Source organism: Sphingobium sp. BYY-5 (assembly GCF_022758885.1).
Taxonomy (GTDB): domain Bacteria; phylum Pseudomonadota; class Alphaproteobacteria; order Sphingomonadales; family Sphingomonadaceae; genus Sphingobium.
Map to the genome: position 1 here is coordinate 2,248,655 of NZ_JALEBH010000001.1, position 20,344 is coordinate 2,268,998.

21 protein-coding genes and 1 tRNA gene are annotated in these 20,344 nt (G+C 62.0%); 5 read left to right on the top strand and 17 right to left on the bottom strand.

All coding sequences use genetic code 11. From position 1 onward, the window contains the following. Positions 1-28: 28 nt before the first annotated feature. Positions 29-1,666: a hypothetical protein gene (locus MOK15_RS10765; RefSeq protein WP_242931606.1), complete on the top strand. Its 1,638-nt coding sequence runs from the start codon at positions 29-31 to the stop codon at positions 1,664-1,666. A gap of 109 nt (positions 1,667-1,775) precedes the next feature. Here the strand turns inward: MOK15_RS10765 and virB11 are convergent, their stop codons facing one another. Genes virB11 through MOK15_RS10805 form a run of 8 tightly spaced genes read right to left on the bottom strand, consistent with a single transcriptional unit; the run spans position 1,776 to position 9,486 of the window. Next, entirely contained in the window at positions 1,776-2,771 is a 996-nt protein-coding gene (virB11, locus tag MOK15_RS10770) for a P-type DNA transfer ATPase VirB11 (RefSeq protein WP_242931607.1), read from the bottom strand. Next, positions 2,768-3,841 (bottom strand): TrbI/VirB10 family protein, encoded by a 1,074-nt coding sequence (locus MOK15_RS10775; protein ID WP_242931608.1) that lies wholly within the window; start codon positions 3,839-3,841, stop codon positions 2,768-2,770. Before MOK15_RS10775 ends, virB11 begins: the two co-directional genes overlap by 4 nt. Continuing rightward, positions 3,838-4,527, bottom strand: a complete 690-nt coding sequence (locus MOK15_RS10780; RefSeq protein WP_242931609.1) for a TrbG/VirB9 family P-type conjugative transfer protein — start codon at positions 4,525-4,527, stop codon at positions 3,838-3,840. The genes MOK15_RS10775 and MOK15_RS10780 overlap by 4 nt, the downstream gene beginning before the upstream one ends. After that, positions 4,524-5,330, bottom strand: a complete 807-nt coding sequence (locus tag MOK15_RS10785; protein WP_242931610.1) for a type IV secretion system protein — start codon at positions 5,328-5,330, stop codon at positions 4,524-4,526. The genes MOK15_RS10780 and MOK15_RS10785 overlap by 4 nt, the downstream gene beginning before the upstream one ends. Beyond that, positions 5,327-6,520 carry a type IV secretion system protein gene (locus tag MOK15_RS10790; RefSeq protein WP_242931611.1) on the bottom strand — a complete coding sequence of 398 codons (1,194 nt, stop codon included), beginning with the start codon at positions 6,518-6,520 and terminating at the stop codon, positions 5,327-5,329. Before MOK15_RS10790 ends, MOK15_RS10785 begins: the two co-directional genes overlap by 4 nt. Further along, the gene (locus MOK15_RS10795; RefSeq protein WP_242931612.1) at positions 6,520-8,892 is read right to left on the bottom strand and encodes a VirB4 family type IV secretion/conjugal transfer ATPase; all 2,373 of its coding nucleotides are present in this window, start codon (positions 8,890-8,892) and stop codon (positions 6,520-6,522) included. Before MOK15_RS10795 ends, MOK15_RS10790 begins: the two co-directional genes overlap by 1 nt. Beyond that, a complete protein-coding gene (locus MOK15_RS10800) occupies positions 8,871-9,155 on the bottom strand; it encodes a VirB3 family type IV secretion system protein (RefSeq protein ID WP_242932718.1) in 285 nt (94 codons plus the stop codon). The genes MOK15_RS10795 and MOK15_RS10800 overlap by 22 nt, the downstream gene beginning before the upstream one ends. Before the next feature lies 1 nt (position 9,156). After that, on the bottom strand, positions 9,157-9,486 hold the full coding sequence (locus MOK15_RS10805; protein WP_242931613.1) for a TrbC/VirB2 family protein: 330 nt from the start codon (positions 9,484-9,486) through the stop codon (positions 9,157-9,159). A 480-nt stretch (positions 9,487-9,966) separates the two neighbouring features. Between MOK15_RS10805 and MOK15_RS10810 the strand changes: the two genes are divergently transcribed. From MOK15_RS10810 to MOK15_RS10825, 4 genes are all read left to right on the top strand, one after another. Next, a complete protein-coding gene (locus tag MOK15_RS10810; RefSeq protein WP_242931614.1) occupies positions 9,967-10,824 on the top strand; it encodes a sulfotransferase in 858 nt (285 codons plus the stop codon). 345 nt (positions 10,825-11,169) lie between these two features. After that, positions 11,170-11,721, top strand: coding sequence for a tail fiber protein (locus MOK15_RS10815; protein WP_242931615.1), 552 nt, complete (start codon positions 11,170-11,172; stop codon positions 11,719-11,721). A 3-nt stretch (positions 11,722-11,724) separates the two neighbouring features. Next, positions 11,725-11,943, top strand: coding sequence for a hypothetical protein (locus tag MOK15_RS10820; protein ID WP_242931616.1), 219 nt, complete (start codon positions 11,725-11,727; stop codon positions 11,941-11,943). A gap of 63 nt (positions 11,944-12,006) precedes the next feature. Beyond that, positions 12,007-12,777, top strand: a complete 771-nt coding sequence (locus tag MOK15_RS10825; protein ID WP_242931617.1) for a right-handed parallel beta-helix repeat-containing protein — start codon at positions 12,007-12,009, stop codon at positions 12,775-12,777. A gap of 42 nt (positions 12,778-12,819) precedes the next feature. On the opposite strand, the gene MOK15_RS10830 is transcribed toward MOK15_RS10825, so the two are convergent. From MOK15_RS10830 to MOK15_RS10870, 9 genes are all read right to left on the bottom strand, one after another. Continuing rightward, positions 12,820-13,629 carry a sulfotransferase gene (locus MOK15_RS10830; protein WP_242931618.1) on the bottom strand — a complete coding sequence of 270 codons (810 nt, stop codon included), beginning with the start codon at positions 13,627-13,629 and terminating at the stop codon, positions 12,820-12,822. 197 nt (positions 13,630-13,826) lie between these two features. Beyond that, positions 13,827-13,902 (bottom strand) — tRNA-Phe (locus tag MOK15_RS10835). A 47-nt stretch (positions 13,903-13,949) separates the two neighbouring features. Then, positions 13,950-14,144 carry a DNA gyrase inhibitor YacG gene (yacG, locus tag MOK15_RS10840; protein WP_242931619.1) on the bottom strand — a complete coding sequence of 65 codons (195 nt, stop codon included), beginning with the start codon at positions 14,142-14,144 and terminating at the stop codon, positions 13,950-13,952. Continuing rightward, positions 14,134-15,123, bottom strand: coding sequence for a ribonuclease (locus MOK15_RS10845; protein ID WP_242931620.1), 990 nt, complete (start codon positions 15,121-15,123; stop codon positions 14,134-14,136). The genes yacG and MOK15_RS10845 overlap by 11 nt, the downstream gene beginning before the upstream one ends. 119 nt (positions 15,124-15,242) lie before the next feature. Further along, complete coding sequence (locus tag MOK15_RS10850) at positions 15,243-15,815, bottom strand: nucleoside triphosphate pyrophosphatase (RefSeq protein ID WP_242931621.1); 573 nt, start codon at positions 15,813-15,815, stop codon at positions 15,243-15,245. A 12-nt stretch (positions 15,816-15,827) separates the two neighbouring features. Further along, positions 15,828-16,046, bottom strand: coding sequence for a translation initiation factor IF-1 (gene infA / locus MOK15_RS10855; protein WP_010162480.1), 219 nt, complete (start codon positions 16,044-16,046; stop codon positions 15,828-15,830). Positions 16,047-16,105: 59 nt separating this feature from the next. Beyond that, positions 16,106-17,395, bottom strand: a complete 1,290-nt coding sequence (locus tag MOK15_RS10860) for an adenosylmethionine--8-amino-7-oxononanoate transaminase (protein ID WP_242931622.1) — start codon at positions 17,393-17,395, stop codon at positions 16,106-16,108. Between the two features lie 120 nt (positions 17,396-17,515). Next, positions 17,516-17,926: a DUF4168 domain-containing protein gene (locus MOK15_RS10865; RefSeq protein ID WP_242932719.1), complete on the bottom strand. Its 411-nt coding sequence runs from the start codon at positions 17,924-17,926 to the stop codon at positions 17,516-17,518. A gap of 366 nt (positions 17,927-18,292) precedes the next feature. Continuing rightward, a complete protein-coding gene (locus MOK15_RS10870) occupies positions 18,293-20,329 on the bottom strand; it encodes a M13-type metalloendopeptidase (RefSeq protein WP_242931623.1) in 2,037 nt (678 codons plus the stop codon). Positions 20,330-20,344 lie beyond the last annotated feature (15 nt).

A 20,344-nucleotide genomic window follows, 5' to 3' on the forward strand; every position in this document is an offset into this window, starting at 1 on the left:
TTCAACCTATCTTTACAAGGAGAGAGAAATGCAAATCGGCAAGAGCTTGAGCATCGGCGCCGCCGCGATGTTGACCGCCATGGTCGCACCCGCGACGACTGAGGCCCAATCGCCGCGATATTCGTTCGGGCGAGTGCAAATCTCAACCCTGCCGTTCGACCCGCACCTGGTGGTAAGAAGCGCCACCTATATTCCTTCGGGCAAGGTCCTTGTCTCCTATGCCGACAAGGTGTCCGATGACCCCAGGATCGTGAAGCTTGCAGTCATCGACGACGATGGCAAGAATATGCGCCCCTTCTTTGCGCAGCGACTGCCCGATAGGGAAAAGGACAATGGCATCCGGTTCATGGTCTTTCCCGACAACAAGCGGATATTTCTGGGCGATTTCATCATCGAATGCGCGACCAGCATCGACGACTGCACGGCGCCCGCGCTCTATCCGGTTCAATATCCGGCCGAAGTGGCGAGCGGAGATCATATCGCGCACCGCTGGTCGGAGATGATCGTCGCTCCGGACAACCAGCACGTCTCCTGGACGACGCTTCTGTCGAATTTTGCCGCAGTCGTGTTCGTCGGTGCGTTGCAGAAGACGGATGACGGCTACAAAATCGTCCAGTCGCAGATCATCAGCACGCTGGACCCATTCAAGAAGGACCCGAAGCATCCCGACGGAGTGCTGCCGCAAACGGTGCGCGGCGGCGAGGTCAAGCAGTTCATACACGGTGGATCGGCCATCTCACTGGCGGGCGCGATCTCGCGAGACACGCCGGACTCGGTCGTGCAGTATCTCGGAAGCGGCCGCATGGAAGCGATCACCGACACGCCGGGATACACCGAGACCACGATTTTCTCCCCTGACGAACGCCTCGGAATCACGATGACGACCCGTTTTTCGAAACGGACCGATCCGGCCATTCTGGGGCTTATGCCCCGCCCCTATCCTGCCAGCCTGAACATGGGCCTCAGCATGTTCGCATATACCTATTCCGTTACCGGCGTTCGCCGTGAACGGATCGGCAGCATCGGTCCCGCCTTGATCGACGTCCAGGCATCCAAAGCGGGAGGAGAATATGCCGGCGCGAACCTGAATACGCAGGAAGAATGGGTGTATCGGTCCCCCATGTCATGGCATCCCAGCAGCAAGAAGGCGATGTGGACCGAAGGACGCCGTAGCGATGGCGCCGAGAGGATACAGATCGTCCATCTCCCGGACTATCGACCGCAAGCGGCAGTGCCCGCGAAAGGCCTGCCCTCTACCATTTCCTATGGCTTGTCGGATCTGTCACTGGTCCGAAAACAGGCCCAGACCAGCCGGAACATCGACGTGAAAATATATGGACGCAAATCCGGCTATATACATTATCGCCGTACGCCTGCTGGTCTGACGGAGAAGATCTACGTCGATTTCAGCGATGACGGACAGGCCGTCTATACCGGCGAAGAAAGGTTGCAGGCAAACCCGCAGGGCCGCTCAATATATAGTGCCAAGCTTCGACTGTCAGGTCCGCGCCCCGGCACAATGGATTTGCAGATCACATTCGGGCCGCTGGGCGGTGCGATGCCCGCCAAGTTGCTCTTCGAACCGGACGCATCAGGCATTCCAATGACGCATGGTTATGTCGAATATGGCGGCAAAAGGCTGACTGTGGAGGCGCTCCTGCCTTAAACGGCACGGGTGAACCTTGAACCTGTATCCGGTGGTGGCGTGCCGGATACAGGCTTAGCCGGGAAAGCCGGTCAGGGTCCGCCAGCCGTCCGTCATCAGGCGTCGGTCCCTATCGCGCAATCACGACATCCGTCACCTGTCGTCGCCCGCCGACGCGCCCAAGCTGGACATAGACGCCGATGCAGCTTTGCACATAATGGCGGATATCTTCCCGATTGAGGCGCGATCCGCCCTGAAGCACCAGCAGCACGATCTGCTCGATCGCGCGCGCCGGACTGTCGGCATGGACCGTCGTCATCGATCCGGGATGACCGGTATTGACCGCCCGCAGGAAAGCATAGGCTTCCGGCCCGCGAAGCTCGCCCAGGATGATCCTGTCGGGGCGCATCCGCAGCGACGCCGCAACCAGGTCGTCCGCGCTGACCTGCGCCTCGCCAAGTTCGCTGCGCGACGCCAGCAAGCCGATGCCATTGTCGTGCCGCAACAGCAGTTCCGGTGTATCCTCGATGAGGATCAGCCGTTCCTCGGACGGAATTTCGCGCATCAATGCGTTGAGGAAGGTCGTCTTGCCAGTGGAGGTGCCGCCCGACACCAGAATCGTCTTGCGCGCCCGCACCGCCGCGGCAAGCGCGCCAGCCATGTCGCCCCGGTGCAGCAGGGCGGTCAGCGCCTCATGCCCGGCATGATGATAAGGATCGACGTCGGTTCGGACATCGTCGAATGCGCCGCTGGTGACATAGTCGGTCAGTTCCAGATCGGGCGAAAGATGCTTGCGGATCGCTATGGCGAACGATCCGCGCGTGGCCGGAGGCGCGATGACCTGGACGCGCGCGCCATCGGGAAGCGTCGCCGAAAGCAGGGGGTGGGCGCGGCTGATGCCCTGATTGCTGAACGCCGCGATCTGCGTCACGAGACGCGCCAGCAAGCTCTCGCTGAGCGCCTCCACGGCATGACGCTCGATCTGGCCGACAATCGTTTCGACCCATAGCTCGCCGGGCCGGTTGACATAGATGTCCGTCACGTCCGGCCGCGCCAGAATATCGGCAAAGGGCGCGAGATAGCTGGCAAGATAGACCCCGCCGCCATGCGGATCGACCCGCTTCATCGCGCCTCTTCAATGTCCGTGAAGTCAAGATCGCGGGCGACGAAGACACTGATCGACGCCCCCGGTTTGACCTTCAGCGTCGGGGGGATCTGCGGCGTCTGGATCGCCTGGTTGACGCCGTTCACCGAACCCTGGATCGGCACGATGATCTGCGTGTTGCGCCTGGGCGTGGCGAGGCCAACCCCGACATCGAGCGCCGATTGCAGGATCGCGCCGGAAAAACGCTCCAGGAAATGGGTGTCGACATCAGCCTTGAGTCCGGTCCGGCCAACCTGGTCGGCCGAGGGAGACGCGACAGCGATCGTCGCTCCGTCCGGACGGATGAGGCGCGTCCAGTTGATGAGCGCGCGTTTCTGCCCCTGTCCCGTGTCGGCGCGATAGTCGCCGATCAACCGGCTACCGCGCGGGATAAGTACGCGCGTGCCGTCAAAACCATAGACATTGCGCGACACGATGGCACGGGCGAAGCCTGGCCGGGAGGAATCGAAACCGGATTCCAGCACCGCCGGGATCAAAGTGCCCTGCACCACGGTCGTGGCACGATCCGCGAACATGCCCGCCCGCGCACGTTCGGTATTGTTCGGGGCAGGTGGAGGCGATGGCGCCACATCCGATGTCGCATCGCCCGGCTTTTGTCCCGCGGTGCTATTGTCGATGACGAGCGGGTTTCCCTCCGCCCGGCGCGGCGGCGCGGACGGCGGCGTTTCGGACGGCGGCGGGGGGGCGGTATAAGGTATGAAGGTGCCGGGTACGGGGCCTTGCAATGGCGGCGGTTCCTGGAACTGCGGCGCGGGTGGTGGCGTGGCGATAGCGATGGCCGGTGGAGGGGCTGGTTCGGGCGGGATGAACAGCGAGGGGATGGGACTGCCGGCCTGTGCCCGATCGGTCGGGCCGGGCGCGATGCTGGGCGCCGTCAAAGCCTGCCGCCGCGCATTCAGAACGGCGAAGAGTAGCAGCCCGCCAAGGACCGCGATCAGGACCAGCGCGATCATGGGCAGACCCGCACGGGGCCGCTGGACAATAGGCAGGATCGACTCATTGGGGGGATCACCCGGCGCCTGCGTGTTCATGGCTGCTCCTTGGGCAGCGAATCAGGCAGGGTAAGCCGCCTGGCCCGCGCCACATGCTTGTCGATGCGAAAAACGAGCTGCGTCGCAATCGCATCGATCACCAGCCGATCATCCCGCATCATCCCGTTCACCAAAGTCTCTCGCCCCTGGGCGTCGACGGCGTAGACGGCGGGCAAGCTCACATCTCTGGCCCATTCAACGAAAGTCCGCTCGCCATCATCGCCGATGCGTACGGGCCAGAGCGATCGGGCGCCGCTCAACCGGTAACCGTGCGTCAGACCGACGGGCACGGAACCGACCGTCGCTGGCGGCCGCGGATAATTGAAGCGCAGCCGATAGAGCGTCGGCGCATAGCTGGGCACGAGATCGAAATGATAGCTGCGTTCAGTCGTCGCAACGGTCATGTTGGTGGTGACACCGCCCTGGGCGGCCTTGACCACCAGTTGATTGCCGGCGCGGTTCGCCGCCACCTGCCACACGCCGCTGTCTCCCACGGCGACGCTGGTGATCCGCTCGTCCGCCGCGAACTCAATCATCAGTTGATATCCCGCCGCGCATTCGATGCGAAAAACCTGGTCGGGATGATAGTCGATCGTACGGACGCGCGGATCGGCCAGTCCATCCTGGGCATGGGCAGGCGCAACCGAGATCATCGCCAGAACCGCCAATATCCGGAGCGGCTTCATAGCTCCTCCGGCGCGGCCTGACGGCGCGGCGCGGGAATGACGACACGCCCCTGCGGTTCATTCCCGGCGGGTGCAGTCGTCGGTTGCGACAAGGGCGCGGAGGGCGAAGGCGCGGGTTCGGGCGGCAGGGCTTCCGCACTCATATTATAGCTTTGCACCTGAAAGCCAAGCGGGTTCACATAGCGATCCTCGACCGACATCGGCGTGTTGGAATAACTGTACCGCACCATCGTGACCCAGGGCCGCGCCGCGGCCGGCGGCCGTCCCGCATCCTGCCTGACCGTGTCGAAGCGGACCAGGGCGCTGTTCTGGCCCATGGTCGTTATGCTCTTCACCCGCACACTGACGATGCTGTTGCGGGGATAGAGGGCCAGCGGGCTACCGGGGTTGGATGCCGGCATCTGCGCCAGATAGGCTGTCCGCGCCTGCCCCGTCGACCACAGGGCAACCTTGCGATAATTGGCCTGCAGCACGTTGATGTCGAAGCTCTCGCGCCCGATCACATATTGCACCAGGAAGGACTGGGTCAGCGCAGCGTTGCTGGAGAGGAGCTGCGGTTCAAGCGGCTTGAGCAGTTGGACATAGCCGGTCTGCCGATCGACCATCAGCGTATAAGGCTCCACCTGCTTGAGCGGCACCAGCAGCACCAGTGCCAGCGCCTCCAGCACCGCCACGGTGACAGCCACGATAGCAACGATCCAGGCGGTACGACGGGACGACCGCAGGGCGTCGGTCCGATCCTCGGACCAACTATGTGCTTGTTCGAAATAGCTGTCGAGCGGTTCGTTGGGAGCAGATGTCATGATGGCCTGTCCCTACGACGCGCGGTTGCGGAGACGCGGGTTCCCACCCTGCGGGGAGCAACGGCTTCACGAAGGCTGCCCGTTTCCAGCGACGCGCTGCCGACGCGCGCGGCCATGCCGCCACGGGACATGGCCGCAATGCCGGGCGCGGCCGGCCCGGCCTCTCGCCGCTGCGTGGCGGCAATCGCATCCACAATCGTCGCCGCGCGCGAGCGTTCTTCGGGCATAAAGACATCGTCGCGCTGGAAGCTGGTGGAACGTTCGCTATTCTCGCGCAGGTTGAAACGCTCTTGCAGCCGAACCGCCACGCCTTCGGGCAGGCGCAAGCTCCATGCGACGCGTCCAGTGCCTGCCAGGATAGCCGCAAGCACAAGCGCAAAAACGGTAGAGGCAGCCAATAACTGCGCCGCCGCGCCGGGGATTGGCTGGTCGGCCGCGCGCTGCGCCAGAAGGTCCGTCAGCCAAGGTTCGAAAAGGGCCAGTTGGACGCCAAAGACCAGCATCGCCCCCGCCATGCCCAGCAGGATTCCGACCAGGACGCGCAACCACCCGACAAACAGCCCGCGCGTCGCATCGAACAGCAGGAAGCCGATGAAAAAGGGACCGAGCGCCAGCAACAAGCCAGCCAGCAACTGCAATCCGGCAAAAGCCGCCATCACCTGGACCAGGAAGATCACGCGGGCCGCACCGATCGCGAAAATGTCGAAGCCGTTGAACAGCGGCGGCGGCACCCGTGTCAGTTGCGGATCGAGTCGCGAACCCACACCCTCTATCGCCAGCGCCTCGAATCCGCTGTTCAGCCCGTCGAGGCGCGCGACCAGGCCGCCTTCACTTCCCGGCACGCCCGATGCCGGACCGATCGTCCCGACGATCTGGGCCGGGGCGGAGAACAGCATGTCATAAGCGAGCGTGCGATACCCCTGCCATCCCGTGGCCAGCGCCAGCACAATGCCGATCTTGACCAGCGCCAGCACGCCGGCCCGTACCCCAGGCACCTCGCCCAGAAGCATCCGATAGCCGATCAGCGCGACGAAGATGGTCAGCATCGCGGTGAGGCTGACCGACGCAATCGATCCCGGCGCGGCCAGGGCGGCATAGCCCTGCGCGCCCAGCGTTCGCGCCTGGCAATCGGTGAAAGCCAGGAAATTCTGGAGGTAGCCGGTGTCGAGCGGATAATAGGGACACGCCATCAGACGCGCTCCAGCAGCAGGTCGAGCCATATTCCAGGATCATCGCCTCGCTCGGCCCGGATTTCGTCGAGCAACCGCACCGTATGTTCGCGCCCCGACAATATGGTCAGCAATTCCCGCTCGCCAGTCAGGTTCAGCCGCACGACCACGCTTTCGGCGCCATGCCGGATCAGGAAGCAATGGGCGCTGTCAGGTAAGGTCCGGATCAGTTCGAACTCGTGCGCCGAAAGGCCGAAGCCTTCCATATAATCCTCGGCCCGCGCACGCGGATTGGCCATGAATATCTGTGTCGCGGCCTGTTCGATGATGGCGCTGGCGATACGGCTTTCCAGCGCATCCTGCGCGCTTTGCGTGGCGAAGCCCACGATGCCATTGCGCTTGCGGATCGTCTTTTCCCAATCCTTGATGCGGCGGACGAACACATCATCGTCCAGCGCCTTCCACCCTTCATCGACCACGATGATCGCGGCAGTGCCGTCCAACCGTTCTTCGACGCGATGGAACAGATACATCATCGCCGGCGTGCGCAGCGCGCTATCGTCGAGTATCTGGGTCATGTCGAACCCGACCGCCTCGGCATCGATGTTCGTGCGATCCTCCGCATTGTCGAACAGCCAGGCCCGTTCGCCATCACCGCACCAGGGCGCGATCCGGGAACGCAGATCACCCGGCGTCGGCCGGCTGCTGCCGCGAAACAGCTCGACCAAATAGCGCAGCCGCCGATGCTGGGGCGGTTGCAGGAAATTGGCGTCGACCGCATCCTTGATGCGCTCGGCCTCCTCCACATCGACGCCACCGGCAAGTTGCACGAGCCAGTCGATCAGGAACTGGCGGTTGACCGGCGTGTCGGGCAGCCGCAGCGGGTTGAGGCCCGAAGGCGTCCCCGGCCGCAGCACGTCATAACTGCCCCCGATTGCCCGAATGAACAGTTCCGCGCCGCGATCCTTGTCGAAGAAGATGATGCGCGGCGCGAATTTGCGGGCCTGCGCCAGCAGGAAATTGAGGACGACCGTCTTGCCCGACCCCGATGGGCCGATAATCGTGAAATTGCCCAGGTCCCCTTGATGGAAGTTGAAGAAATAGGGGCCGGCAGCCGTCGTCTCCAACAGGGTCACGGCCTCGCCCCAATGATTGCCCTGGGACTGGCCGACCGGGAAGTTATGCACACTCGCCAGACCGGCGAAATTGCCGGTGGACACCAGGGACGGGCGGGCGATGAACTTGAAATTACCTGGAAATTGCGCCCAGAAAGCTGGCTCCAGCGCCATCTCCTCACGCACGCTGATGATGCCCAGTTCTGCCAGCGCAGCCTGCACTTCCGCCACGCCGGCGTCGACGGCTTCAGGCCTGTCACCATGCACCGCAACGGTCATATGATGCTCACCGAAGGCCGACCGTCCCGCCGCGACCTCATCCTTGGCCTGGGCCAGATCGGCGCGCAGGCTCACGGCCTCGTCCTCGGCCGACCGCATACGCCGCAGCGCCAGGTTCATGCGCCCCAACGCGGCCTGACGATCGACGAAGCCGAAGGATTGGGAAATGGTGAGTTCGAAGGGTAGGCGCAGCAGCTCATCGAACATGCCCGGACTGGTCTGGGCGGGATAATCCTTGATCGAGACGATGCCAGTGAAGGATCGTCCGAGATGGCCCGCCGCGCCCAGTTCGATCGTCTCCTCTCCGAAGCTGACCCGCCGGTAGGGCAGATAATCGGCGATATCCTGAAACGGCAGCTGCACCGGCCGTTGCTCCCGATTATAAAGCTGCGACAGGAACTCCAGCGGCTCCGAACAAGGCCCGGCATCTGTCTGATAGATCTGGAGCAACCGCGGCTCATAGCTGCCAAGCGCCGCCATCAGGGCATCCCGCGCCGTGTCGAGTTCGCGCAAATCCCGCGCCATCAGCGCGTCGCTGTCGCGATCGACGCGACCGAATGCATTGCGCGCGCGATCCAGCCAACCGATCTTGCCGCGCAGCGGGCGGCGCACCAGTGTGAGATAAAGATCGTTCACATAGAGACGACGTGATGACAGACGATCCCACCACACGGCGGCCACGCGGCGCGAAAAATCGTCGCGATGGTCGCCTTCCAATCCCGCATCGACCGTCCGGCGGACAATATGATGGTAGAGGGCGAAGCGTGACGATCCGATCGCCTGTAGCATCGCATCGCGCAACCGCTTGCGATAATTGATTTCTTCGGTGTCAGCCGTTTCGAACAGCAGACCGCGCAACTGGATCACCTGCATCAGGTAACCGCTGCGGGTTTCGATCGTCGTCCGGTCCACATGCCGGCTATAGGGCAGGTGCCGGGCGACAGGCGCTTCGCGCTCCATGACCCGGCGGTCGCGCGTCAGGGCCGGTAAGAGTTGCATTTCCAGATCGCGTAATTCTTCACCCGCGGGCATCGGCTGACCCGCACCAGCCAAAGGTCGAAGAATCTCGGCTCGCGCAGACAGAGCAACACGCCGGCAGCATGGATCAGCAGGGCGGCGGCAATTGCCCAACCGGACCGGAAGATCAGGAACAGCTCGGTCGCGATGATCGCGTTGGCCACGAAATAGCTGTAAGTCACTCCCGCGAACATCTGGGGCCGGGTCAAGGCGGTGAACAAAGGGTCGCGGCTCACCCCTTCCACCTTATTGACCAAGCCCGGCAGTCGACTGGATACCCGCCACGATGCTTGCAGCCCCGAACAGGATGAAGCAACCCAGGATCACGGTAGCGCCATAACGCCAATTGATGCGGCCCGTCAGCATCAGGAAGCCCACCGACGCCACGGCGATTACAGCGACTACCGTGGCGATCGTACCCAGCAATGTCCCTTCGATCCAGCGAACGGCATTCAGGATCGGTCCCGAACCTGCGGGATCGCCATAATCCTGCGCAATGGCGGCAGTCGATTGAATCAGCGCGAAAACCGCACCTATTCCGCTCCCCCAGCGATCATCCTTCCTCATTTCGACCATCCCCCTCCGGACAGGCGCCGATAATAGCGTACTCCAGCCCGAAAGATAGACTAAAGCCGATAGGCAATTGGCCACAGGACAGTCGGCCTGCGCGGTCAGCACATAATTTCGAGAGGGGAGCAAGAACTTTGAATCATGCCATTTGAAAACAATCCTCAAACATCGCTTGTTTTACAGGCATTGGAAATAAACATTTATAACAAAAAGCAGCCATAAAAATAACACCGACAAATAAGTTCATTTCACGCGATAAATTCGGATATCATTCTGAAAATCTCTCCCTGATAAGTGACATGCACATAACGCCATGCACATTGCCTTCTCCACTACTTATCGTAATATGATAAGAAGAGACGGGTGAAAGGCATAAGGGGGGAAGGCTTTGCCATTTACAGCCGGTCAAGGAATTGATCCGGGCAGAGCGGGAGACCAGACACCTGCTTCGGCCACATCTGTGCCGCCTCGTCCTGACTGCCGAAAATGATGGTCAGAGCCCCCATAGCCATTGGCGGCGTCGGCGGAAGCGGCACTCGCGTGGTCGCTGCGCTTCTGCAACGCCTGGGTCATTTCATCGGATCAGACCTGAATCCCTCCCTCGACAATCTGTGGTTCACCCTGCTGTTCAAGCGTCGGAGCGTGCTGCTGGAATCGAACCGCGACTTCACCTGGCTTTGCGACCAGTTCTGGCTGCGCATGAGCGGTGTACCTTGTCTGGATGGGCGCAGCCTTGAACGCATCGCCGACCTGGCAATGTCCGACCGGCCGCCACATAGCAAAGCCTGGCTGCAGCAGCGAATGCGATCCTGGATGGAAGCACCACCAATCCCGGAGCAACAGGCCTGGGGCTGGAAAGAGCCCAACACGCATGTCGTGATCGATCATATGCTCGATCTGTGGCCGGAACTCCGTTACATTCATGTCTTGCGCAACCCGCTCGACATGGCCTTCAGCGCCAATCAGAATCAGTTGAACCTGTGGGGACCTGTCTTTCTTGACCGGCCGGTCACACAAGGTCCCCGTGACTCCCTCAGCTATTGTTGCACGGTGGCGAGGCGAATCCAGCGCATGACCGAAGATCATCCTGGTCGCATCTGCACGGTGAATTTCGAAAGACTTTGCAACGCCCCGCACGATGTCGCCCGACAAGTGGCCAACTTCATCAACGCCGCCATCGACGAGGACGTGCTGACCTGGTTTTCCGACCTGGTCGGACAAAGAACCCCTGCGATCGACCGGCACCAGGACATCGAACCGAACAGCTTCGCTCCGGATGATCTCAACTTCGTCGCAACCCTCGGCTACGAAATGGAGAAAATAGTTTCTCAAAGCAACTCGTAAACAGCCCGATCATCTTTAACGATCGAACCTCAAGGTACCAAAAACAAGTCCGTTTCGCAGCAAATCATTGATGATGCTCACACAAATAATACGTACAATCCTATAAGGAGCGTATATATATAATCCGATGCGGATCATGATTCGCCGACAGCATTTTATACCCCGTTAAGGCATGGATCCATGTCGAGGCATTCAACGCAGAAAACGAACCATGCATCAGTTCTGCAACTGAGCGCCTCATGCTTGTCAACCTTTTGGATCAGTTATGGTTGGAGGGATGAAATGAGACATTCTCGTAAGAACAATATCTTGGCAGTCGCAGTTGGCCTGGGAGCGTTACTCTCTTTGGCAGGCGCCGAACCAGCCGCTGCACAGGGTTCCGAGCCATTTCTTGGTCAGCTCACCTTATTTCCATATACTTTCTGCCCCCGCGGCTGGACCGAAGCCAATGGTCAACTCCTGCCCATCGCACAGAACACCGCCTTGTTCTCGCTGATCGGCACAACCTATGGCGGCAACGGCCAGACCACTTTCGCCCTGCCCGACTTGCGCGGTCGCGCGCCGATCCACGTCGGAACAGGCCCAGGCCTGTCCAGTTACACCCTGGGTCAGGTTGGTGGCGCCGAACAAACCACGATCACCGTGAACAATATGCCTCCGCACAATCATTCGATCTCCGCGACCAACATGCAGGCGAACAAGGGCGGCCCAGGCGGCAAGCTGCTCGCCGCAGACTCCAGTCTGAACAAATATTCGGACACCCCGGCGCCCAACGTCGCGATGAACCCCCAGATGGTCGGCACGTCGGGTGGCGGTCAGCCCATAAGCATACGGGATCCATATCTGGCTATGCGCTGGTGCATAGCGTTGGAAGGTATTTTCCCTTCCCGCAACTAGCCCATGGAAGCCTTCTTCTTCATCATGCCACGGGATTGCGGCGATGCGGAGACATGGCAAGCTCTGCAAAAAAATTCGACGAAACAGGAGGAGATGAACAGAAATGCAGCAGTTCTAGAAATGAACTTGAGTATTCACCTAAAATTAAAAGAAAAATCAATAAAAGGGAGTGCGCTGGTTAGGGACCAGGGACGCATCATACCTGCCGAGCGACATTCCTGACACTTCACATTTTGTGAACGGTCAAACCGCGGTTCACGCGGCATGACCGCAACAGGAGGGTATATGCATAAGATGTTAGGAAGGCTGTTTCTGGCATTCGGGATTTTCCTGATCTGTTCAGTAAGCCCCGCAAATGCGCAAGCAACAAGGACGTGGGTCTCCGGGGTGGGCGACGATGCCAACCCTTGCAGCCGCACCGCCCCCTGCAAGACCTTCGCCGGAGCCATCTCCAAAACGGCGGCGGGCGGGTCGATCAACACACTTGATCCTGGCGGCTTCGGCACCGTGACCATTACGAAATCGATAACGATCCGTTCGGACGGAATAGAGGCGGGCGTTCTCGCATTCAGCACCACTGGCGTCATCATCAATGCTGGGCTCACCGACCGCATTGTCCTCGAAGGGCTCGATATCGACGGCGGTAACCCTGGTATTGATGGCGTCAGGATCCTCAAAGCAGGCGAAGTCATTATCAATGACTGCGTCATCCGCAATTTCACCAATGCAAGTTCAGGTGCTGGCGTGAATATCAACTCGCCAACCAAGGTTCGGGTGACGATTACGGACACTCTTATCAACAACAACCTCTATGGCGTGCGAATCCAGTCCAATACAACCAATGATGCGCATTTGAAGATGTTCGACTCATTGCTGGTCGCCAACAGCACCGCAGGTATCAGCGTCGCCGGCACCGGAAACGATGCCCTAATCTCCGGAAACAGGTTCATAGGTCCTAAATCGCTGGAGATATTGAGCGGCGCACAAGTCACTTCCTATGGCGACAATGTGCTCACCAGCGGCAACCCGCCGACCACTACGCTTCCCCGGAGCTGATCGCGCCGATCGCTCAAGCCATGCTCGAAAAACCACCGCCGTTCATCGGATCGGCGGTGGTTTTTCCTGCGCCTGATCGCTTCCCGGCCGGAATGGATCATGCATTGGGTAACGGATGTGCGATCGTGTATGCTCGGCCAGTTCGTCCATTTCCTCACGTAACAGATCATATATCAGCGCTCGATCCTCATCGCGCGGCTCGCAGGGATAAGGGATCGCCGGGCGCCGGTGCTCCCATGCCGGAGGCATCGGCGGAAATCCGTCAATGCCGAGAAAATCACTGATCGACGCCAATATGCCGGATTGGTCCCTGGCGAACGCCTCCGCCGTCAGCAGCAGCAATTGATCTCGCGGAAACAGCGCCAATATCCGACGCAACTGGCTCCCGTAACGCCCACGCCCGACATAACTGAAATAGCGGCGCTCTACGGCGTCAGGCGGCAGTCCTTCCAGCCGATGGCGTTCAGTGCGTATAGCGCTGGCAAAGGACAATGTCTCTTTCCCACGGGCATATTGCATACACCAATGCGACCAAGCCCGCTCGAATGGGTCTCGAAACAGCAGGATAATCCTGGCGTCGGGATTATATCGCTGCAACCGATCCATGGACTGCGGCCAGAATGAGTAGGCAGGCGTGACCTCGAAGCGCATTCCGTCCCCGCTCCCGGTATAGAAGCGCGCCAGCTCGCCATAATCGGGCGCCGCCCAGTCGCGGCGCTCATCGTCAAAGAAATGCAGTTCCTTGCGGGAAGGGGCCGCAAGTTGGGGATGGTTTTCCAGCAACCCGAAGAGGCTGGTGGTTCCGGCCTTCTGGACACCAGCGACGAAGCAATCGATGCGCTTGTCGGACACGCCCTTCCCTTCCTGTCCGGTTCACCCGCGACCCTATTCTTGAGCAGGGGGCCAGCACTGTCAAAAGAAAGGGCGACGCACGAACAAACCGCTCCCGCGCCGGCATCTCACCCCTTACTCTGGGATGATGCGGCGGCGCATCCGGCTATCATACGCAGGAATAGACCAACAGTCTTAGATGGGGCGATGAGAAATAATGGTGCCCGGGGACGGAGTCGAACCGCCGACACTGCGATTTTCAGTCGCATGCTCTACCAACTGAGCTACCCGGGCACGGATCTCGGCGGAGGGTCCGCCGGATGGAGGCGTGCCTATAAGCGTCAATCCGGCTCGCTGTCCAGCCCATAATTGCCATTTTTTTGCGCCGCTTCGTCGGCCGGCGGCCCCGGTACGCGATAGCCATCCCCCAGCCATTGCAGGAGGTCGCGGTCGCGGCAGGCCGGGCCACAGAAAGGGCGCGTCTGTGGCTGCGAAGGCTGGCCGCAGATCGGGCAGGAGGCGGATTTAGGCGACATGCCCGGCCGATATGGAAAGCGCTGCGTCGGCCTGCAAGGTCACGGCCCCACCACGACGACGGGCAAGCTGTTCGATCCAGTCCGGCTGCTTGTGCAACAGGTCGATGATGGTGGGCGCAGCGGTGATCGTCGCCGGACCGCCCTGACCATGCCGTTCGGCGCGGCGCAACAGGACGAGCGCGGCGGTCAGCACCGGGTTTTCCCGCAGTAGCTCCATCAGGTTCGCGCGCTCACGGCGACGGATGATCTGGAGGAAGCCGAAGCCGTTCACCGCCGTCCGCTCGAACGGCAGCGGCAGATATTTGTCGATCTGCGCGGCGGCGATCATCCGCTCGTCCTTGTTGTTCATCGTCGGCAGGTCGATGCCGATCGAACCGCTCAACCCCATGCGACGGATCGCCTGGGCAGCAAGCTTCGCACCCTTGGGGCCGAGCTGGGCGGGCGGCAGCGATCCGTCCACGTCGATCAGCAGCATGGCGGGGGTCAGATAGAGGCGCAGCGCCGCAGCCTCCGTGCCGATCTCCCCGCTGATCGCCTCTTCCATCAACTCGCCCCAACCATGCGCCTCCAGACGGTCCTCCTCATGCGCAGGGCAGGGAAGGACGGGAATACCGGTGGCACGGATACGCTGAAGCAGGCTGGGACCAGGATGCGGCTTGATGCCCGGTTGGGGTACGCGGCCCTTCGCACGCTTGGGCCGTCCCTCTTCGGCGATAGCTTCGCGCAGGATTTCGACCAGGACGTTCGCGCCTTCAGCCAGCTTGGGCGGAATGGGTTCCAGCAGCACCTCCTCGCCCGATATCAGGCGGACGATGCCGCGCCTCTTCGGAATAACGGTCGCGATCAGGCGCCCCTGCACCACCGCGCCGGCGCGGGCGGCATCGCCCTCCCGCTCGATCAGCGCTTCGACCAGGCGGCCACGTTCGATCAGTGCGGCTCGCGCCTCGCCAATCCCTTCTTCATAGAGCCATTCGGCCATGTGCGTTCCTAGTCGCTTGTTCCTGTGGCCAGTCCCGACACATAGGACCGGAGCTAACCCATTTTGCCGTTTGCCGTGATTTCCGAGCCGTGGAATGTCCCATTCCACTCGAAATCACTTCAGTCGAGAGGATAGCCCGCCGCTTTCAACAGCAGGCGGGTTTCGTAAAGCGGCAGGCCCATGATCGCGCTGTGGCTGCCCTGGATGGCGCGGATCAGGCCGGCGGCGCGGCCCTGGATGGCATAGCCGCCCGCCTTGCCGCGCCATTCGTCGCTCGCGATATAGCGATCAATCTCGGCCTGCTCCAGCCGTTTGAAGATGACGACATTGTCGGAAAGCCGGTGCCGCGCCCGGCCATCCGCATCGATCAGCGTGATCGCGCTGAACACCCTATGGCGACGACCCGACAATAGAGTGAGGCAGGCGCGCGCCTCCTCCTCGCTTTCCGTCTTGGGGAGGATACGACGGCCGACAGCGACCACCGTGTCACCCGACAGGATCAAGGCGCCCGGATGGCGGGCCGCAACCAACGTACCCTTGTCGGCGGCGACGCGCGCTGCATAGGCAGCGGGCGGTTCGGCCTTCAGGGGCGTTTCGTCGATATCGGCGGGATCGACAGCGTCGGGGACGACGCCGATCAGGCCCAGAAGGTCACGCCGCCTGGGAGAAGCCGAAGCAAGGATGAGCCGCATCAGTCTTGCGGCTTATTTGAAGCGGTAGGTGATCCGACCCTTCGTCAGGTCGTAGGGGGTGAGTTCGACGAGTACCTCGTCGCCCACGAGCACGCGGATGCGGTTCTTGCGCATCTTTCCGGCCGTGTGGCCGAGAATTTCGTGATCATTTTCCAGCTTCACGCGGAACATGGCGTTGGGGAGAAGCTCCACAACCTGTCCGCGCATTTCAAGCAGTTCTTCTTTGGCCATAATATCCCGGATATGCGAAAAATCGCGCCGCCATAGCGCCAAACCGTACAAAATGAAAGTCAGGGTTGCGCGCCGAATATTTCTCCGGCCGCGTGAAGCGCCGCAAAGAGGGAATCGAGCTGGTCTGCATCGACACAATAAGGCGGCATTAGGTAAATAGTGTTGCCCAACGGCCGCAGCAAGAGGCCGCGTTCCAGAAAGAAAGCGCGCAGGCGCGGGGCAAGGTCGGAGAGATATCCAGCATCCGGCGCAACAAGATCGATCGCGGCGATCGCGCCCAGTTGGCGCGGATGAGCGAAGGCCGGATGCCGCGCCAGTTCATCGAGTCGCGTGGCCATGCCTTCGGCCAGCGCGGCGATGCGGCCCAGCACATCTTCCTCGCGCCAGATGGCGAGATTGGCGGCGGCGGCGGCGCAGGCGATGGCGTTCGCCGTATAGCTGGACGAATGGTAGAAAAGCCGCGCCCGGTCGGTCGAGCGATGCGCATCGAAGATCGGCGCGGTGGCGAGTGTCGCGGCGAGCGGGATGGCGCCGCCGGTAATGCCCTTGGCCACCGCCATGATGTCCGGCACGATGCCCGCCTGCTCGCAGGCGAAGAGCGTGCCGGTGCGGCCCCAGCCGGTCATCACCTCATCTGCGATGAACAGGACCCCATGCCTGCGGCAGATCGCCGCCATTTCGCGCAGGAGGGGGGCGGAGTAGACCAGCATCCCCCCCGCTCCCAGGATCAGCGGTTCGACGATGAAGGCGGCGGGCTTTTGGGCGCAGGCGGCTTCAAGTGCGTCAAGGCACGCCTGCTCGCGATCGTGCGCGGGAAAGGGAATGGTGTCGACGTCGAAAAGAAGCGGCGCCCAGGCAGCGTTGTAGACGCCGCGCGCGCCGACCGACATCGCGCCGATCGTGTCACCATGATAGCTATGCTCCAGCACCAGGATGCGGCTGCGCACCTCTTCCCGCCCGTCGAGCGCCAGATTATGCCAATAGCCAAGCGCCATCTTGAGCGCGACTTCGACGGCAGTCGATCCGCTGTCGGAATAGAAGACATGCTTGAGGGCGGGCTGGCCATCCGCGCACGGAGCCAGGTCGATCAGGCCGCGTGCAACCTCTTCGGCCGGGCCGTGCGTGTAGCCGGCGAAGATGAGCTGATCGAGCTGCGCGGCCTGACGGCCGATGGCGGCGGCGATGCGGGGATGGCAATGGCCATGGGTCGTCACCCACCAACTCGAAATGCCGTCGATCAGCGTTGCGCCATTGGCCAGGTGCAACACGGCGCCTTCGGCCCGGACGATATGGGGGATCGGCTCGTTCAGGCCATGCTGGGTGAAGGGGTGCCAGACGGGAGAGGTCATGCGGCGGCTTAATCGCCACCAGCGCGACGGACAAGGGGCCGCGTGCCAGGCGGAGGGTCGGGCAAAAGAAAGGCCGGGCTGCGACAGCAACCCGGCCTTTCCGTCCTTCGTGCCGAAGGCTTATTGCGGCGGCTGGGCCGGAGCGGCAGGATCAGCCGGTGCCGGCGTGGCCGGTGCGGCGGCCTGGATACGCTGCTGCAGCGCCGGATCGGCGGCGGCAGCCTGACCGATCTGGTTGAACTTTTCGGGCGGGATGCCCGAAGCCTGCAGCGCCGCGAGCATCTTGGGCTGCTTTTCCGTATCCGCGATCGAGCTGTCCTGCTGAATCTTGGTCACTGCCACCGCTGCGGCAGCGAACTGCTTGATGTCCGCCTCGCTGAAATTGCCGGCGCCGGCCGCTGGAGCCGGGGCGGCGGGTGCCGCAGGCTCGGTCTGGGCAGGCTCGCTCTGGGCGAGGGCGGGATAGGCGGCGAACAATGCGATCGAGGCGATGCCCGCCTTGAGGAAACCGGTAGTGTTGAGACCCGTCAACATGCTTCTCCTTGTGATTAACTCGGTAATCAGACGGTCACGCTGTTGAAACCGTTCCGTGCTGGGAAGCGCGGAACGGCGAGTCGTGGGATTCAAGGGACGGCAGGCGAGCGCAAAACAGCTCGTCGGAATGAGGCTACGCCCTGTCGCGCGCGCAAAATGTTGCGGTAATGCAATGAAATCCGGACCGGATTCGCAGAAACCCGGTCCGGCAGATCCTTTTATACCGAGCTGCGTAGAGAATGACTCATCAACTTCGATTGCTTGTTCCCCGGCGAAGGCCGGGGTCCAGTTCTGAGCTGGAGCTGGACCCCGGCCTTCGCCGGGGAACGGGCTGGCATCGGTTCCAATCAATGCAACCCGGTATTACCAGATCTTCACGCGATCCTTGGGCGCAAGGTAGATTTTCCCGCCCGGCGCAGGCTTGAACGCATCATACCAGGCATCGAAATTGCGGACGATATCGGCGCGATATTGCGACGGCGCGTGCGGATCCGTCACCAGTCGCTGGCGCAGATTGGCCTCGCGATAATTACGCCGCCACACCTGCGCCCAACCCAGGAAGAAGCGCTGGTCGCCGGTCAGCCCGTCGATCACGGGCGCCTTCCTGCCGCCCAGCGAGGCATGATAGGCGTCGAGCGCCACGGCCAGGCCGCCCAGGTCGCCGATATTCTCGCCCAGGGTGAAGGCGCCCTTCACATGCGCGCCGGGAAAGGGTTCATAGCCGTCATATTGCTTGACCAGCTTGTCGGTCAGCGCCTTGAAATTGGCGACGTCGGCGTCGGTCCACCATTGGTTGAGCTTGCCGGTCTCGTCATATTTCGCGCCCTGATCGTCGAAATGATGGCTGAGTTCATGGCCGATCACCGCACCGATGCCGCCATAATTGACCGCCGGGTCGGCGTGCGGATCGAAGAAGGGCGGTTGCAGGATGGCGGCGGGGAAGACAATCTCCACCATGCCGAAATTGGCATAGGCGTTGATCTCCATCGGGGTCATGAACCACTCACCACGATCGACCGGCTTGCCCAGCTTGTTCTGGTCATAATCGAAGGCGAACTGGTTGGCGCGCAGCGTGTTGCCGAACAGGTCGCCGCGATCGATCGTCAGCGCGCTATAGTCGCGCCACTTGTCGGGATAGCCGATCTTGGGGGTGAAGGCGGCCAGCTTCTTGTGCGCGCGCGCCTTGGCCGTGTCGCTCATCCATGGCAGGCCGTCGATGCGGCGACCCATGGCGGCAATCACATTCTTGACGAGGACGTCCATCGCCGCCTTGGTTTCGGGCGGGAAATATTGGGCGACATAGGCCTTGCCCACTTCCTCGCCCAGCGAATCCTTCATGAAGTCGATGCCACGCTTCCACCGCGCCTCGCGCTCAGGCGTGCCGGACAGGGTGGTGCCGTAGAAGGCGAAGTCCGCATTCGCGATGCTGTCGGGCAGCTTGTCGGCATAAGCGTGCAGACTGCGGAGCAGCAGCGCATCCTTCAACACCGCAACAGGCGTCCGGGCGATCAGCGCCGCTTCGCCGGTGACGGCGCTCGGCTGGCTGACGATCAGGCTGGCGGGTTGGACCTTGTTCGCGGCGAAATAGGCGGCGAAGTCGAAGCCGGGCGCGCTCTTTTCCAGATCGGCCAGCGTCATCTTGTTATAGGTCTTGTCGGCGTCGCGGCTGTCGACCTGGGTCCAGTGGACCTTGGCCACTTCGGTCTCGAACGCCATCAGCGCGGCGGCGCGCGCCTTGGCGTCGCTCTCCCCGGCCAAGGTTAGCATCTGTTCCAGATGCGCGACATAGGCAGTGCGGATCGCCGCCATCTTCTCGCCCTGATCGAGGTAGAAGTCGCGGTCGGGCAGGCCCAGGCCTCCCTGACGCACGGTCAGGATATAGGTTTCGGGGTCTTTGTCATCCTGTCCCACATAGGCGCCGAACGGGCCGGGCACGCCGGCGCGCGCGGCCTTGGCCACCAGCGCGGCATAGCCGGCCTTGTCCTTCAGCCCCTTGATCTCGGCCAGCCAGGGCCTGATCGGCTCCAGCCCCTTCGCCTCGACCGTGGCGCCGTCCATATAGCTGCTATAGGCGTTGCCGATCTTGCTGCCGCTATCGCGCTGCGCGGCTTCCAGAATGCCCTTGGTCCGCTCGCGCGACAGATCGTCCAGCGTGTTGAAGGCGCCATAGTTGGACTTGTCGGACGGGATCGGCGTGTTCTTCGCCCAGGTGCCATTGGCATAATCGTAGAAATCGTCGCCGGGCTTGACCGACTTGTCCATGCCTGCGGTGTCGAAACCATAGCTGCCATAGGTCGGCTTGGCGGCGGAGGCGGACGGTGGCGCGGCCTGATCGGCATGAGCGACCGTGGCGGCCAGTGCGAGCGCGGTAGCGGCGGCGCCCAGGAGGAGGTTCTTCATCAAAGCATCCCTTGC